General features: G+C 53.9%; 13 protein-coding genes. 9 read left to right on the forward strand and 4 right to left on the reverse strand.

Features of this window, described 5'->3' with window-relative positions:
* Positions 1 to 9: 9 nt before the first annotated feature.
* The 4 genes from DNK89_RS19685 to DNK89_RS19700 form a co-directional block, all read right to left on the reverse strand.
* The gene (locus DNK89_RS19685; protein WP_153064304.1) at positions 10 to 1272 is read right to left on the reverse strand and encodes a hypothetical protein; all 1263 of its coding nucleotides are present in this window, start codon (positions 1270 to 1272) and stop codon (positions 10 to 12) included.
* Positions 1273 to 1535: 263 nt separating this feature from the next.
* Positions 1536 to 1907 (reverse strand): hypothetical protein, encoded by a 372-nt coding sequence (locus DNK89_RS19690; protein WP_110961489.1) that lies wholly within the window; start codon positions 1905 to 1907, stop codon positions 1536 to 1538.
* A gap of 146 nt (positions 1908 to 2053) precedes the next feature.
* A complete protein-coding gene (locus tag DNK89_RS19695; RefSeq protein ID WP_110961490.1) occupies positions 2054 to 3877 on the reverse strand; it encodes a methyltransferase domain-containing protein in 1824 nt (607 codons plus the stop codon).
* Positions 3874 to 7806 (reverse strand): glycosyltransferase, encoded by a 3933-nt coding sequence (locus DNK89_RS19700; RefSeq protein ID WP_161958959.1) that lies wholly within the window; start codon positions 7804 to 7806, stop codon positions 3874 to 3876. The genes DNK89_RS19695 and DNK89_RS19700 overlap by 4 nt, the downstream gene beginning before the upstream one ends.
* A 441-nt stretch (positions 7807 to 8247) precedes the next feature.
* Between DNK89_RS19700 and DNK89_RS19705 the strand changes: the two genes are divergently transcribed.
* From DNK89_RS19705 to DNK89_RS19740, 9 genes are all read left to right on the forward strand, one after another.
* Positions 8248 to 9828, forward strand: a complete 1581-nt coding sequence (locus DNK89_RS19705) for a GspE/PulE family protein (RefSeq protein WP_110961492.1) — start codon at positions 8248 to 8250, stop codon at positions 9826 to 9828.
* Between the two features lie 170 nt (positions 9829 to 9998).
* Positions 9999 to 11006, forward strand: coding sequence for a type II secretion system F family protein (locus tag DNK89_RS19710; protein WP_161958960.1), 1008 nt, complete (start codon positions 9999 to 10001; stop codon positions 11004 to 11006).
* 17 nt (positions 11007 to 11023) lie between these two features.
* Positions 11024 to 11464, forward strand: coding sequence for a type II secretion system major pseudopilin GspG (gene gspG, locus DNK89_RS19715; RefSeq protein ID WP_110961494.1), 441 nt, complete (start codon positions 11024 to 11026; stop codon positions 11462 to 11464).
* 24 nt (positions 11465 to 11488) lie between these two features.
* Positions 11489 to 11953, forward strand: coding sequence for a prepilin-type N-terminal cleavage/methylation domain-containing protein (locus tag DNK89_RS19720; RefSeq protein WP_110961495.1), 465 nt, complete (start codon positions 11489 to 11491; stop codon positions 11951 to 11953).
* A complete protein-coding gene (locus DNK89_RS19725; RefSeq protein ID WP_110961496.1) occupies positions 11934 to 12413 on the forward strand; it encodes a type II secretion system protein in 480 nt (159 codons plus the stop codon). The genes DNK89_RS19720 and DNK89_RS19725 overlap by 20 nt, the downstream gene beginning before the upstream one ends.
* Complete coding sequence (locus DNK89_RS19730; protein ID WP_110961497.1) at positions 12410 to 13033, forward strand: type II secretion system protein J; 624 nt, start codon at positions 12410 to 12412, stop codon at positions 13031 to 13033. Before DNK89_RS19725 ends, DNK89_RS19730 begins: the two co-directional genes overlap by 4 nt.
* A 2-nt stretch (positions 13034 to 13035) precedes the next feature.
* Complete coding sequence (locus DNK89_RS19735) at positions 13036 to 13998, forward strand: hypothetical protein (protein WP_110961498.1); 963 nt, start codon at positions 13036 to 13038, stop codon at positions 13996 to 13998.
* On the forward strand, positions 13995 to 15401 hold the full coding sequence (locus DNK89_RS24330) for a hypothetical protein (protein ID WP_153064306.1): 1407 nt from the start codon (positions 13995 to 13997) through the stop codon (positions 15399 to 15401). The genes DNK89_RS19735 and DNK89_RS24330 overlap by 4 nt, the downstream gene beginning before the upstream one ends.
* Positions 15398 to 16018, forward strand: a complete 621-nt coding sequence (locus tag DNK89_RS19740) for a GspMb/PilO family protein (RefSeq protein WP_110961499.1) — start codon at positions 15398 to 15400, stop codon at positions 16016 to 16018. The genes DNK89_RS24330 and DNK89_RS19740 overlap by 4 nt, the downstream gene beginning before the upstream one ends.
* Positions 16019 to 16041 lie beyond the last annotated feature (23 nt).

Here is a 16041-nt window from a genome sequence, read left to right on the forward strand (position 1 = left end):
TAAAGTCGATCAGTTAGCAGCAGGCGTAGCTGTCTTGGCGGCATATTGCCAAGTGCCTTGCAGGCTACCACCGGTCACGTCCCAGTGAATGTACGTGACCAGAGCAGGAGAACCAGCTTGACCGAAGTTGTTGTAGTTCACAGTGCTACGGGTATCCGACACATCGGTAGCGATAGCCACGTTAGCCCAGCCCTTGCTGAAGCCGCTGGTATAAACCAGACCAGCGTTGCTAGAACCGGAGCCAGGAACGAAAGCGATCACGTTCACTTCACGTGGCAGAGAAACCGTTTGGTCAGGGCGGCATGGCGAGAAGCTGCAACCAACCGTACCCACTTTGTGCTCTTCTTCGTCACGGATGTCGTAGCCAACTGGAACAGCAGTACCGATGTCGGCGGCCACGTTATTCACAGCAGGGAAGAACGGAGCGTACTGCGAGCCGGCGCTCAGGTTGAACGTTTCCTTTGTGGGGAACGTCACGGTAGCGTAGCTGGCGTTGCCGGCAGACACGTTGTAAGGCACGGTGTAGTTGGAAGACCACAGAGCGTCTTCAACTTGTTGCTTCGAGCTGTTTGCAATGTTGGTTGCAAAGGAAGTCAGACCACCAACGCTCAAGTAAGCCAGGTTGTCGTAGTTTGCCAGAGCAGTCATACCCAACGACAGCTTGTTGCCGTTCAGAGGGTTAGACATCGTCACAGAACCGGTCAGAACGTTGTCGGTATCTGCAGCGGTGATAGGCGTGTTGGCAACGCAAGCAGCGGAGTAAGCAGCCAGAATCTTTGCCTTGCTCACAGTGCCATCGGCTTCAGGAGCGATGCCGCGGATCATGCGAGCTTGGAAAATGTTTGCATAACCCGTTGCCACTGGCAGCGTGAACTTAGCCTGCATGGGGTTAAAACCAGGCGTACCGGTTGCAGCAGGGCAAGCGCCGGAGTTAGCCACCGTGATGGAGGAAGCGTCAGTGCTAGAAACGCCAACGGAACCGTCAGCATTTTCGACCACACTGCCAGTCCACACGTCGCCAGGGCTCAGGAAGATCAAAAAGTCAAGAACTTCATCGCTACGGCCAGGAGCGTGGAAAACCACCTTGGCCACTGCCGAGTCCGTCACGCTGGTGTTGATCACCTTGAACTCAGACTGCCAGCCACCCTTGGTCATGAACAGGGGAGCAATCAGCAGATCGCCTTTTGCACCAGGGTTCACCTCAACCGCAGCGGCGGAGCCAGCCACGAGCATTGCACCCAGTGCCACGGCAAGAGATTTTTTTACCATCACGTTATTCTCCTAACAGATTTAAACGAAGTACCGACACAAAGACCGATGTCAGCTAGCTAACAAAGTAACAAGTCTACACCAGAAAAAACAATCCAGCCGTTTCGGCTCGAACATGCAAAAAAGCATGGACTGTTGACCGATGGTACCGAAACCATCATGCCCCCACAATGCCCGACTCAAAAACTTGTGATCAACGACACAACTTGAATCTGCGATTGTGGCTGAATCACAACAAGCCCCCCTCCCCGCCTGCGTCGACCGGGTCAGCGATTACCCGTCAGCATCGGGTCAGTGACCCAGTGACGCCAGACACCATCCATCCGCACCCACTTGTCCTGACGATGTATGGCTCGCACCTTACCACTGTCAGGATCCCTGAACTTCATGGACAAGGTCATGCGCGCCTCAGCGTCACTCTGCTCCAGACTCAAAACATCAACATGAGTAACTTGCCACGCACGCGCGTGATACGGAACATAGAACGTAGCACTGATCGGCGCCTCAGCGACTTCGAATGCATGCAAGCGAGCCCAGTCACGAGCGGCGTGAGCACTCCAGTAGTCGTTGAATGGCCTGAGGAGATCAAGCTCCACCAACCTAGACTGAATCTGTCCGTCCGAGTAGTTGATGAGCACGGATTCACGTGTGGTCGGGGGCGGGGTCAAGCTCGCAGATGGCGGATTCACATTGACAGCACATCCCCCCAAAAACAGAGTGGCAGCCATACAACACAGCGCACCGCGTTGAAAAATAGGAAATTTGATATGGAGCATGGGACTGTCTAGTTATTTAAGGTGAAAGGCTTTCCGACGTGTCGAAACAACACTTTAGGGATAAGCGCAACCGAATCGGCTTCCTGAGTGCGCAAGGCTTCTCTAAGTTCCCCGCCCTGAGAGGGCCGCAGCGGGTGGCGCACCAACGTGAACAAGGGGGGTAGCCCCTCATCTCGGCAAGCAACGGCGGCCTCCACAGAGTTATAGCAGCGCATCAGAGGGGCACTTTCCGGATCACCTTGCACCAAGTCGGCGCCAATGAAAGTTACCCCCGGACGATCACGAGCGAGCGTCACAAAATGGCGTATGGCATCGAATGCGAGGGTCGTTCCGTCCGGGACATTCATGCAATATTCACCTTGGGCACACTTCTCAGCCTGTTGAAGGCGTCTAGCGGGATCCGAGATTCCGCTCACGATGTGAACTCGCTCATCGAGACTACTCAAGTCATCAATAGCCTGCCGGATCGCGTCGGATTGCCGTGAAGTCTCTATGAGTATCAGTTCCCACCCCGTGTACGTTTGCCTCACCAAAGAGAAGAAAGTACTGATCAGGGCAAGCGAATCTTCTGGCTCCACGATCACAGAGACAAACGGCGCTGGCAGTGCTCCCGGAAGACCTGGCGCAATAAAAGGACGAGGCTGCATACGCATGAGCGCGTGCCGAAGCTTGAACCAAGTCCGATGCGGTAGCACCTTTCGCATCGAAGCGAGCGCCCCAAAAGGCCTCCAACGAGGCAACACGAGGTGTTCGACGGACGAGTGCCCTGGATAATATCGGTTCAGATACCGGGTCCGATCCATCGCAATCACGTGTTGCTCCTGCATCACTTTCAGCTCATCATGCAGTGAAGCGATTTCTTCTCGAGCGGCAATCAGCTTCCGCACGTCATCGACGCCCTGTAGTTGGACCCGATGCCCGTCGTCGACGGAAATCTCGGAAGTCGAGTGATGCTCTTTAACTGGGTTCACCAGATTCACAGACACGCCCGCAGCCAGCGAACGTATTACGTGCGCAGGTAACGAATCCAGCGCCGCAAGAATTGGGGCATCCCCGGGCTCAGAGAGCCCCCTCCCACTCCGATCAAGCGCTCCCAACAATTGCTCTAGCGTTGTGGCTCGCAACGTAGACGCCTCAGCCGCCTCCAAACGGTCGAGGTACACACCAAGAAACCACGTCAGCGACCACTTCGGATGCTGATAAGCCTCTACACCACTCCAACGAATATCAAAGTCACGAAACCAATGCCGGAGCCCAGTTTCAGTGGCGTTGTAGAAATGGTGCGGATAGCCGTGCTCTGGCTGAAGAAATGCTGTATCAATCTTGGCCACACCACCAGGTTGCAGCACACGGCGAATCTCCGCCGCAGCCCACTCGGGATATTGAAGGTGCTCGAAGACGGCTTGACTAATGACTGCCTTGAACGTGTTATCCCGAAATGGCAACCTATCGGCCGTAGCCACCACATCGGTCATCGGATATCGGAAGATGTCTATCTGAATGACATTGTCCCATCGCTGGAGCTTGCCCCCGGCACCGAGGTCCAACACCCAGCCATCACGATGGTTGGCAATTATTTCCAATGCCGCCGGACTATAGGGATGACGCGATACCGGATCATCCGCCGACACGGTGCCGACACCTGGCTCGGACATGCTCTCGGGAAGCAAAATGGGCACACCCGCTCGCACCGGGTACTTTCGTTCACAGCTGACACACCCGAGGAATGTCGGGGACAACGATTTCAGGCGCCCACCGCAAGATGGGCAGGCAAGCAAAGGGGTAATCGCGGCGAGTCTGTCGGCCTGTTGCGTAATTGGATTGGTTGTCATTGCGCGCTCGCAGTTGTCAGCCGCACTCGTGGAGGAAATGCCAGAGAAAAATCTTCAGCGTCGGCGGTCAAATTGGGGTTGTAGCAAGGATCCCTCTCCAACAATGCGGACCAGCGAGACTGCAAAATGTCAATTTCACCTTTGAAGCGCCGCTGCTTCTCTGGAGTGTCTTCGTAGCCCCGTGAAATCGATTCGTGATGTATCAGCTCCGCATAGGGAGTCCAATGATTTCGATATCCCGCTTGATGAACACGCAGGCAGAAGTCGACATCATTGAAAGCCACAGCCAGTGCTGGATCCAACCCGTCAACCTCGTCATAAATACTCTTACGAACCAACAAACAGGCTGCAGTGACAGCCACGAAATCTTGCGCCAACACTGCGCGCCCCATATAGCCGTGCTGGCCTCGCTGTAGAAATTTGTGGGCGTGGCCCGCAACCCCGCACACGAGTATCACGCCTGCGTGCTGCAGGCGGCCATCTGGGTACCACAAACGGGCCCCAACGCAACCAACGCCTTGCTCCATCGCAGGCCCCACCATTTCATCAAGCCACTCAGGGTGCGTAATCTCAATGTCATTGTTCATCAGCAGCACAAACTCCCCCCGCGCCGCCTCACTGACTGCCCTATTGTTGAGTGCTGAAAAATTGAACGGACTGTCATCACGAAGCACCCTGATCTGGCCACAGCGCTCACGCTCAGCCAATAGGCCCAGCGCAACGGGATCATCGCTGCCATTGTCAATCACAATCACCTCGTAATTCGGGTAGCTGGTCTGCTCCAAGCTGTCAAGACATTGACGCAAGATGTCCTGCCCATTACGGGTTGGAATGATGATGCTCACGAGGGGCGCAGGGTCTGGGCGCTGCCACAGAATGCGATACATGCCGCGAGCCTCCTTCGCCTCCACCACCTCACCAATGACCCCTCTGCGTTGGAGATGCTCAGCCAATGCGCGCCGACCCGCCTCGAATGCATATGACTTGTTTGCGTGTCCAGATGCAGTGCTGCCCGAGGCAGTACGCCAGTGATAGAGCACTTGGGGAATATGGCCGATAGCCTGCCGGGACACCGTGTCCACCGCACGCAATGCCAAGTCATAGTCTTGTGCGCCCTCGTACCCGGGACGCAGGCCGCCCAGTTGCTCCATCAACCGCCGCTCGTATACCGCGAAATGACACATGTAATTGTGCGAACGCAATAACCCCAGATTGAAGTCGGGCTTGAAATATGGATCTAGCCTTGTCCCAGATTGATTGATTTTGTCTTCGTCCGAGTACAAAACCTTCAGGTCAGGGTTACTTACAAACATCTCGACCGCACATAACAGTGCATGAGGGCGCAACTCATCATCGTGATCGAGAAAAGCCAAATAATCTCCATGCGCGAGACTAATAGCTGTATTAGTGGCATGAGAGATATGTCTATTTTTATCGTGAAAGGTCAGTCGAATTCGCGGATCACTACGCGCAGCAGACTCTAGAAACAACCGTGTTTCCGGGCTCGGTGAAGCATCGTCGCAAATACACAATTCCCAGTTCGGGTAAATTTGTGCCTGAACGGATGCGATTGCTCTCTGCAAATCATCTGCATCCGGGTTATAGACCGGCATGATCAATGAAACGAGAGGTGACACTCGCAGCATTCGCAGCCGCTCGCGCCAGTTGGATCGTTGCTTTTCGCCCGAATTGTCATAGATGGCAACCCAGTTGGCATAACTGGAACTATTCGCGGAGTTATCAACAACCCCACTAGCGGCCGCCATCTCTCCATTTTCTGCGACACGCTGGACATTCAGCATACGCCGTGCACGTTCACGCACGCCAGTCCATCCTTCTTGACCAAGCACTTCACCTGTGCGTCGTGCCAGGTGCCCCAACCCCAAGCCGCGCTGGCGGGCCGCCTTGATAACACTAAAAACTTGACGAATGTTGCGCATGACCCTGCCAGTCACACGCACGGGCTTCGAAATACGCCACGACGTACTCGATAGAAGCTCTCCGACCTGGCGTCGCGATTCCTCTAACGCCACCTGAGTCACGTGCATTGACTGCTGAACGTTAGTCACATGGTCACGGGTGAGCAGCAACTCGGCACTCAGCCTCTGCACCTCTTCCCCCAGATGCTTCACGCTAGCATCAGCCACGACACGGCGAGCATGCTCATCAATCCAATCTGAGCGAACAGAAGAAAGCTGCGCAGCGAACTCATCTCGCTCGCGGGCGACCTCGTCGCGTGCCGCGCACGCTTGGTCATGGGCCGCCATCAACTCATCACGCGCAACGCACGCCTCGTCATGAGCAGTGCGCATTTGATGGGCATCTTGACGCGCAGCATCAGCCTCCTTTTGCGCGACCATGGCCTGCTGCTGTTGCACCACCAACTCACCGGCCAGTCTTTGGGACTCTTTGAACTGGTACTTCAACTGGCGCAAGGCGCTTCGCCGGGAAAGCGCGCGCGACACGAGTTCGTTGAAAGTCTGCTCCGACTGAAGCACGTCCCATTTGGAATAGAGATACGCCGTGGCTTCGTGCGCTCTTGAGCGCTCAGCCTGCACACCCTCTCCTGCGCCAGGATGGATTCTGTAGGCAGCAGAGACTCCGTCGACAAATCCAAAGGAAGTCATAGTCTCCACTTGGAGCCAGAAGTCCCAGTCTTCGTAGAGGTCAAATTCGGGATCAAACCGACAGCCGTCGTCGCGAATGCTGCGATGAAACAATACCGAGTGGATGGGCATAAAGTTGCCGTAGCGCAACTCTCCAGTCGCGTAAGGGAAGTCGAAAATTTCCCCCTGTAGCGCACCAGCCTCGTTGACACACTCCACCTCAGTGTGCACCGCTCTCACATCGCTACTTTGCCGGATCGCAAACACCAGCTTGGCGATGTGATCCGGGTAGAACCAATCGTCGTCGTCGAGGAATATCAGATACTCGCCACGCGCCGCATTCAGACCGGCGTTTGCGGCATGCGCGCGCCCCAACTTGCTACCCGTCGAAATTAAACGACTCGGTACGCGCGCACTTGCGAATTGAGCCTCAGACAACCCCTGACCCGTAGCATCCACTAGAACAATTTCCAGATGCGCATATGTCTGGAAGGCGATAGAGCTAAGGGCCTTCGACAATGTTGACCGCCCCATCGTCCGGACAATAACCGAAACCAATGGCGCATCTTGCGGTACGACGGCAATCCCGCGCTTTAAAAGCCGCTCTCGCTCTCCTTCAATCAGCATCGGACCACCGGCACGCAAATCGTCAGATGCATACATCTCGAATGCCTCGGCGTACTCCACGGTAGGCGCCAGAGTTAAGGCTCGAAATCGGTTCAATGCGGCAATGAAGCTCGAGTACGGCAGCTTCTTTTCCTGACTCGCAAAGGCCCGCATTGCCTGCTGCTTAAGCTCCCAAACTGACGTGACATCGACTAATACGTTCGGGCGAAGCGGCGCGCTGACCTCATAGAGATAGAGTTTTATTGACCCAGGGGATCGACGGACGCACTCCACCGCAGCCATCGCCGTCGCCCGATGATCAGGATGCAACTCCCAAGGTGAAGGCGCATAAATAACGTCAGCACCAACTTGCTCAACAACCTCCACCATTCTCTGGACGAGATCTTCGTCGTATGTCAACTCGCGGTCTGCGAGCCCCCAGCAACGAGGGGGGGGCAAGCCAAGCAGCTGGGCTGCATATGCGCTCTCGTTCTGCCTAGTCAACGCGTAATCGTTGCCAACATCATCCAGAGATCCAAACTCCCCAGAAGTCAACAATATGACATGCACCGAGTGCCCGGCCCGAACATGATGAATGATCGCCCCCCCACAACCAAAAATCTCATCATCTGGGTGCGGTGCAAATACAAGTACGTTGCGCGCCTCCGGAACTATGGATGCATGGTATGGACTAATCTCTGCCTCGCTAATGTGCATGGCTCGCATTCATTTCAATGTGGAAAGTGTGGAGGGCCTGCGCTCCGGAGATCAGCCACCTACAACGCCGTTGCGGAAGCCAGCCATAGCAGGCCTCTGAGACAACCCCAGAAACTCCGCGCCCTCTGCCGAACGCCAAACGTCCCGAGCAAATGCCCTTGACCTCACCGAAATCTCAGTCAATGCAACTTGGCGCAGCAAAACCGAAGATTCTAGCGTTTGCTCCAAGTGGTCAGGATGGCATCGATTGGGGCCGTCCCGCGATGGTGAGCCCTAACTCTGGGGTCACAGAATCATCGCTAGCTACAATACAACGGGGAGTTGCAGTACGGCAGCGTGTTTCGCCCTGTGCCAATCAATTGCTTTCGAGACGACTCACGGGGCACTGAGTCCCCACCTTTGCGCCGTTTTGCTACCAACCTCACCACAAGCAGTCTCCAAATGGGCACCGAAGTGATAGATCAAGAAGCCGACTTGCTGGCTGAGTTCTCCGTCAATCTAAAAGTGCCCGTGCTCAACACGGCGACTAGGGGTCTTCAAGACGTCTTGCCTATTGCAGGCCTTTCACCAGCCTTCCTTCGTACCAACAATTTTCTGCCGTTATCGGTCACTGAAGAGCGCGCTCTGGTGGTCGCGGCAGTACCGGTCAGAATGGCAGCATTGGATGCTCTGAAGCAGTTCTTCAGCGTCCCAATACAGCTTGAACTCGCGCCTCAGCAGTGGATTCAGTCGGGCCTGGATCAGGTCTATCGATCAGACCCCATGGGCGCCCCCTCCTTTGAAGATCTACCTGCCAACGGCTCTGAAAGTCAGGATGACGATCTTGAAACGCTTAAAGCCCTTGCCGAAGATGCCCCTGTAGTACGACTCGTGCAGAGCCTGCTGCTGAAGGCTGTGGAAAGTCGAGCCTCCGACCTGCATCTCGAGGTATCTCAGCAAAAATTCCGAGTGCGATATCGCATTGACGGCGTACTTTTCGATGCGGAATCTCCACCTCGAAGAATGTACATGCCGTCCATATCGCACCTGAAACTACGTGCGAAAATGAACATTGCAGAGCGTCGTCTTCCTCAGGACGGGCGCATGAAAATGGAGGTTGCAGCGCGCCAAGTCGACATGCGCGTCTCCACAGTACCCACGGTTTACGGCGAGAGCATGGTGATTCGGCTTTTGGACCAGGGGCCCGGGTTGATGGGGCTGGAATCGCTCGGGCTGGACGCAGACCATCTTGCAACGCTTGAGGCTGCTATCCAACAGCCGCACGGCATGATTTTGGTGACTGGCCCCACAGGTAGCGGCAAGACAAGCACCCTTTATGCAGCCCTTGGACAGGTCAATCTACCCGAGAACAAGATCATCACCGTGGAAGATCCCGTTGAATACCAAATCGACGGCATCAACCAAATTCAGGTCAAACCGCAGATCGACCTCACCTTCGCAAGTGCTTTGCGATCGATCGTCCGGCAAGATCCAGACATCATCATGGTCGGGGAAATTCGTGACCGCGAGACCGCCGAAATTTCGATTCAATCAGCATTGACCGGGCACCTCGTGTTCTCGACTCTGCATACCAATGATTCTTTCGGCGCCCCCCACCGACTGATGGACATGGGAGTCGAAAGTTACCTCATAGCTTCATCTGTAGTGTTGATAGTTGCGCAACGACTTGTTCGCGTAATCTGTCCACACTGCAAAGCCGCCACCAAGCCGACCGAGGCAGATCTACTATTCTTAGCAGAAGAAGGGTTTCAACCCCACGAAGTAGCTCAACTTTTTCATGGACACGGTTGCCACCACTGCGGACAGTCCGGGTACATTGGACGAACAGGCATCTATGAACTGCTGCCCATGACGACAGCTATCAAGGAAGCCATCATCAAGAAGCTTCCCGCAGAAGGAGTTCGACGACGCGCTGGAGAAGAAGGCGTTCGAACAATGCGCGCCGATGGCATCAGAAAGGTACTCGCGGGCGTAACCACACTCGAAGAACTCGCCCGCGTGACCCGCCAGGAACTAACGTGAGACCACGTCCAAAGGCTGCGGGAGAATGGCGACAGCCCCCAACAGAACTCCCACAAACCGAGCGGCAAACCCCTTCTGGCATTGCAATGCAACGCGATGCTGAGCCTCGCGCGTCGCAGTCCTGGAGTCTCGGACCAGGAAGACGCGTGGGGGTGAAGCATGTTCTCTCCATGACAGAGCAATTGCTTACATTGCTGGATGCGGGCCTTCCACTAGATCGAGCGCTTCACATCTGCCAAGGAAGCTTGGAGCATCCGTACTTTCGATCGGTGATGCAAAGCGTTGTTGTGGATGTTGAAAAGGGCAATACCCTGGCAGATTCATTCATGCGACATCCCGGCGTCTTCCCCCGTTTGTACGTCAACATGGTACGCGCAGGCGAAGAGGGAGGAGTGTTGCCCGTAGTGATGCAGCGCTTAGTGGAGTTTTACACACGCAGCATGGAATTCCGAGCATTTTTGGTCACTTCTTCGATCTATCCGGTACTGCTTTTTACTTTCGGAATCAGTGCCCTCCTGGGACTAACTATCTTCGTGCTGCCGAAGTTCGGTCAAATTTTTCATGACATGAACCAAGCCCTTCCACTGCCTGCTGCCGTGCTGATCAGTGTCGGGGACTTTATGAAGGCATATGGAGCCTTCTTCTTGATAGGAATTGCAATAAGCGTGGGCATGTTCGTCTATGCACTTCGTGATGAGCGGTGGAGAGAACGCTGGCAAATAGCCCTCCTGCGCCTACCCGTGCTTGGGCCGCTGATACTCAAAACTCAATTGGCCCACGTTTGCCGAACTTGGGGAACTCTGCTGGCAAGCGGTGTTCCGATACTCACCGGCATGCGGATCGTGCGTGAACTGACCGATCACATACCGTTGCGCAAGGCACTGGATCGCTTGGTGAGAGCAGTTCAAGAAGGACGCGGAGTATCGGATCCGGTACGAGCGGACCCATTTTTCCCCAAGCTGCTGGGCCAATTGGCCTCTGTTGGAGAAGAATCAGGGGCTTTGGATGCCATGTTGATTAAAGTTGCAGATCAATATGAAAAAGATATACAGAAGGCCACTCGCAACTTAGTCGCTCTATTTGAACCAGTCATGATTCTGGTGATGGGGGGATTGATCGGGGCCATCGTCGTGTCCATGCTTACCGCCATTTTTTCCATCAATGATATGCCACTGTGAGTGGAGATTAAAAATATATGCCAATTCAAAGAATAGCCCGAAAATACTCCCAAGGCTTCACGCTGATCGAACTGCTGATTGTCATGGTCATTCTTGGCCTACTGGCATCATTAGTAGGTCCGCGACTATTTGGTCAGTTGGATTCCTCTAAAATTAAGGCTGCCAGAACCCAGATCGAAATGGTGGGGGCGGCCCTTGACACATATCGGCTTGATATGTCGAGGTATCCAACGACCGAGCAAGGAATTGCTGCGTTGACAGAAAAGCCGGCTGATCCCGCACAAGCAGCCTTGTGGCGCGGCCCCTATCTAAAAAAGCGAGTCGACAAAGACCCCTGGGGAAACAGCTATGTCTACAAGACACCTGGAGCTAAGTCTGACTACGAATTGTCTTCACTCGGCGCAGACGGCAAAGAGGGTGGTAGCGGCAACGACGCTGATATTCATAGCTGGGAGTAAAGGCGACAGCAACTGGTTCGCCTCATGAACAAGATATCAGGATTCACGCTGATCGAACTGCTGCTAGTGCTGGTGTTGATTGGCGTCGGCTCAGGTCTGGCGATAGTGTCCGTGGATAAGCTCGCTGGTCGTGTCGACGAGCGGCGCTGGCTGGACCGAACTCAACAAGAACTGCGGCGCTTGCGCAACAGGGCCGTGCTGGGAGGGTTACCCATCCGTGCAATCGTTCGTTTTGATGAGGGCACAATTTCAACCAGCTCTGCCCCTCCCTTGAAACTGCCAGATGGCTACCGCTTGTACGCTCCGGAGGAGCGTCAATCACCCGGGATCTCTCGACCTGCCAAGCAAGTAGACTTGTTATTTTTTCCAGATGGGACTATGCAGGAGGCCCATTTTGGCGTGATTACCCCCAGCGCCTTGCGCGAAGAGTTTTACCTGGAGAGGGTCACTGGACGCATAGAAAGGCGCAATGTTGTTTCGCCCCAGTGAAAACGCATATTTACAAGCCAGCTCGCAGCGGGGTTTTACCCTGCTGGAAGTACTCGTAGCCATGGCCCTCATCGGGTTCGGTCTTGCTGTAGCTTTTACAGCCGTCTCCGGTACGGCACGACTGGATGAAAAGATGTCAGGACATTTTGCGGCAATGGCATTGGCACGCTCAAAGCTAGATGAAACTCTCGCTTCACCTAAATTCGCAGTGGCCAATGACCGGGGCGAAGATCGATTCGCGGGAATGGACTTTGGCTACAGAATCCAATTGCGTCCAGTTACGTTGCTCACTCCTGAACAGCAAAACCAGATTCGCTCATTCAACACCAAGCTGGAACGCATCGACATTGATGTCTTTTGGGGCCCGAAAGACGCCCAGCAAGTCTACTCGCTAAGCAGCTACCGTATCGCCCCTTCTCAGCCCAAACTCGCTGCACAATCAGAGTCGAATCGGCCATGAAGAACACGCGGAGAGCGCAAACTGGATTCACGCTCCTCGAGCTGATCGTTGCCCTGGCCATATCGTCACTGGTCGCCGTCATGGGAGCGGCGGCCATGTCCACGGCCCTCGATTTTTACCAACGTAACGCCCATCGAAGTGCTGCGCGTGAAGATGCTCGAGCAGTAGAACGCACATTGCGACACGAATGGGCAACGCGCGGCATTGAGGTGCGCTCCGACGGGGCTGTGCTGGAATTCGACACATTGCATCCCGTGACAAAGCAGAGTTCGCTAGATTTGACCATGGCTCATGTGAGATATGCCTGTGAGGCCACGACAGAAGAGGGGCTAGCACTCACCCACAGAATCAGCGTCCTGCCACCCACCCAAGCAAGTACACGGCAAAGTACCAAGAATAATCCTGTCTACGTAGAGACTCGAGTGCTGATTTCGCGTTTGCAGACATGTGCGTTTTCATTTCTGGGAACGGCTCCCGACTCCCAAGGAAAACCACAGCCTCGATGGCTCACAACCTGGGATAAACAAACTCCAGCGCCCAACTTGATGCGCCTTGCCCTGTCTGGTGTTGCCGTTGATCTGCCACCAGTGGTTTATAAAAGCCGCACTGGGGAGCGCTGACGATGATTTATCGCTCTACGCAAGGAGCGCACTCGAGCGGTCGCCCGGCCGAATTCATCCATCGACGAGAAAAGGGCTACGTTCTACTATTCGCCCTGGGGCTGTTGGCAGTGGTTGGCACGCTTGTTCTTAGCGTAACGGTGACTCTACGCCTAGATGCGCAATTGCTCGCCCGAGAAAAAGCAATTGTGCAAGAAGAGTATTTACTGCGAGGCGCCGCACAGTTCACCGCTGCTCAACTGAGCATTACATCCGCTGTAACAGCGCTCAGGCCTCCGTTGACGAAGGAGTCTCTGAGCGCATGGACACTATGGACCCCCAAAGGGCAGACCTACAACACGACTATTGGCTCCACCAATGTCTTGGTGGAGCTTGACGACATTAGTGGTCTGCCGGATGCCAATCTTCTAACGCTTCAGGAATGGGAGCGGATTTTTGTTCTGATCGGCTCTAACACCCCAGAGTCTGCGAAATTGCTTGCAAAAAAAGTGGTCGAGCTGCGAGAGCAACTCGCTCTTACCCGCAAAACGGCGGGCTTTTCGAGCCTAGAAGAACTTCTCCAATGGAGGGAAATTTCCAAGTTGGAGACTGGCAGAAACAATGAGAAGTCCCAGCTCAGACTGCAAGACGTAGTGGTGGTGGGGACCATGAACAAAAAAGTCGACCTGAAACTGACACCGCTCCCCCTGCTTCAAGTTCTTGGCACCGTGACCAACGAACATCTTCGACGACTCGCTACACTCAGGCAGTCCGGCAACATCACTTCTGTCCAAGCCCAGCAATGGCTGCAAGGCACAGGTTTGACCGCCTTAGCCACCGATACACCCCCCACCGCGGTCCAAGCACGCCTGAGAATGGCTTCCTCCAAACCCAATGGGCTGTCCTTGATAGCCGTCATCACTGGCGAAAATGGCGAGTATTCAGTGATCGACCAACGGATTGAGAAAGGTGAGGCAGGCTCTTGAGCGCCACCACTCAACTTGTCCGATCTGCAAAAATTGAGCCTTATTTCATGCGCATCCGTACACTCTCTGCTGGCCAGAAACACCGGCTTGTTCTGTCACTTTCACCTCACAGTTTGAGCCTTCTGCATTTCCAACGTGGAGTGATGGGATGGAAGCGTGTGCATGCAAAAACGTTGAATTTACTAGAAGGTGACGAATATTTAAGTCAAATCCAAAATTCGATAGCCCAGTGCTTTCTGGAGTGGAAATTACCCTCTGGGACTTTTGCATATTGGATATTGGCCGGTGACATTCTTGGTGTAATCCCACCCGGGCATGGTGAAGTGAGCGCTTCGGCAGCCTTGCCATTCAGCGCAAGCGACACTCGCACTCAGCCGGACACTTTTACTGGCTGTCAGCCGTTTTCGCTCATGTGGATGCATAAGGACTGGGTCGCTGAAATCGAGAGAATCAGTGCTCAGTGCCACTTGCAATTGGCTGAAATTTTTTCGCGCGCGCAGCTGTTTCAGAACCATGTGGAAAAGCTACCGGGGCGACTGAAGATCGTCGTTGAGCAAGTCACCAACGTACACTTTTTGCACATTTTTAACACCGGTGGAATGGTACTCCGCACAAGAGTACTGGAGAGTTCGGAAGTGGCTGCACTTCACTCAGTGCTTCAAGCAGAGATCGCGGGTCTGGACTCAAAAACCGAGAGTGGGAATACACCCTCGATCTGTTTGTTCACCTCGGCTGAATTGGTCAACAAGGCTGCCTCTTGGTCCAATTTTGACGTTCATTCTCTGAAGAGCTCAATTGAAGACGAACTGATTGAAAAACTTTGGCGCTCTGATCTTGAAGGAATTGTCATTCGCCCCACTCACGGGACAGTGGTGAGGGATATGGTATTGCTAAGTGTGGGATTAGCGGTCGTTGGCCTTATTGGCATTGGGTTTATGGCCTGGCATAACGAAAAATTAGAGCAAAAGATTGATGAGGGCAGAAATCAGGTACGTAAGGATCTACCTAACGTCGAGACAGCTAAGAATCTCAAGGCGCGAACTCTTTTGATGGCTGAGGCGGTTAGCGCAGCGAAGAACTTTCGTGAAAAAGATGAGGCGATGGCCGCATTTACTCTAGTTTTGGCCAACTTTCCGCCCGCGCCAGCGACACTCATCTATGTCCGTACAGATGAAAAAACGATCGCGTTCGCCGGATTGGGCAGCGATGAAAGCGTGAAATGGCTTAAGGAAAGAAGCTTTCCTGGCTATGAACCTTTAGAAGACTGGGTGACTCCCGATTTTTTAGAGAGCAGCCATCCTGTCATTCACTTTAAAACCCACAAATCAACGCCTGATAATCCTGCGACCAATAGCGCAGCCTCTTCTACTGCAGGCGCCGCATCAAGGACCGTTGCACAATGAAACGTGATCTCAAAAGGGTTTACAAGGAACATGGTATCAAATATTTTGCGTTCCCTGCCATCGTTCTACTTATGCTCGCAGCGCTCGCAGATCAACGACTAGAAGGCTACATTTCCAACCGCGAAGAAGCTGCGGACCTAACGACGCGCCTGGAAACCAATCGCAACATTCTTGATTTGAATGAGAAGATTAAGCGCAACTTCGATGAATTGGATCCAGATTTTACATCTTTGCAACAGCAATTTTTCATAGGACAAGACATTTCCGTCTCAGTAAATGCGATGCAAGAAGAAGTTCGCAAATTGCTTCAGTCGCTCTACTTTGACAATGTGGAATTTTCAGATTATTCCGATGCCCGCCAAAATAACGTGTCTCGTATCGCTATGAGTGTGCGCTTTACTGGCGTGCCACAGCAACTGCCTAGACTTCAAAAGGCCCTTGCACAATCTTCCAAAATGTTAGCAATCGACAATCTGGAGATCAATGTGGTTGAAGACCTCCAACGCGGCGGTAAACAACTTGCTGTGAAAGCTCGGTTTGCAGGGATGCACATGAAACAAGTTCCTGATTACATTTCCGCCAGCAACGCATCGAAGACAACCGACGTCCGGCAGTAAGGCCTTGCCTTACCGAAATTCAA

The organism is Acidovorax sp. ST3 (assembly GCF_003231145.1).
GTDB lineage: Bacteria > Pseudomonadota > Gammaproteobacteria > Burkholderiales > Burkholderiaceae_C > Acidovorax.

Coding starts and splice junctions, on each gene's coding strand:
- DNK89_RS19700 (WP_161958959.1), bottom strand. CDS start 7,806: ATGCACATTAGCGAGGCAGAGATTAGTCCATACCATGCATCCATAGTT.
- gspG (WP_110961494.1), top strand. CDS start 11,024: ATGCCAATTCAAAGAATAGCCCGAAAATACTCCCAAGGCTTCACGCTG.
- DNK89_RS19705 (WP_110961492.1), top strand. CDS start 8,248: ATGGGCACCGAAGTGATAGATCAAGAAGCCGACTTGCTGGCTGAGTTC.
- DNK89_RS19720 (WP_110961495.1), top strand. CDS start 11,489: ATGAACAAGATATCAGGATTCACGCTGATCGAACTGCTGCTAGTGCTG.
- DNK89_RS19735 (WP_110961498.1), top strand. CDS start 13,036: ATGATTTATCGCTCTACGCAAGGAGCGCACTCGAGCGGTCGCCCGGCC.
- DNK89_RS19725 (WP_110961496.1), top strand. CDS start 11,934: ATGTTGTTTCGCCCCAGTGAAAACGCATATTTACAAGCCAGCTCGCAG.
- DNK89_RS19710 (WP_161958960.1), top strand. CDS start 9,999: ATGACAGAGCAATTGCTTACATTGCTGGATGCGGGCCTTCCACTAGAT.
- DNK89_RS19730 (WP_110961497.1), top strand. CDS start 12,410: ATGAAGAACACGCGGAGAGCGCAAACTGGATTCACGCTCCTCGAGCTG.
- DNK89_RS19740 (WP_110961499.1), top strand. CDS start 15,398: ATGAAACGTGATCTCAAAAGGGTTTACAAGGAACATGGTATCAAATAT.
- DNK89_RS19695 (WP_110961490.1), bottom strand. CDS start 3,877: ATGACAACCAATCCAATTACGCAACAGGCCGACAGACTCGCCGCGATT.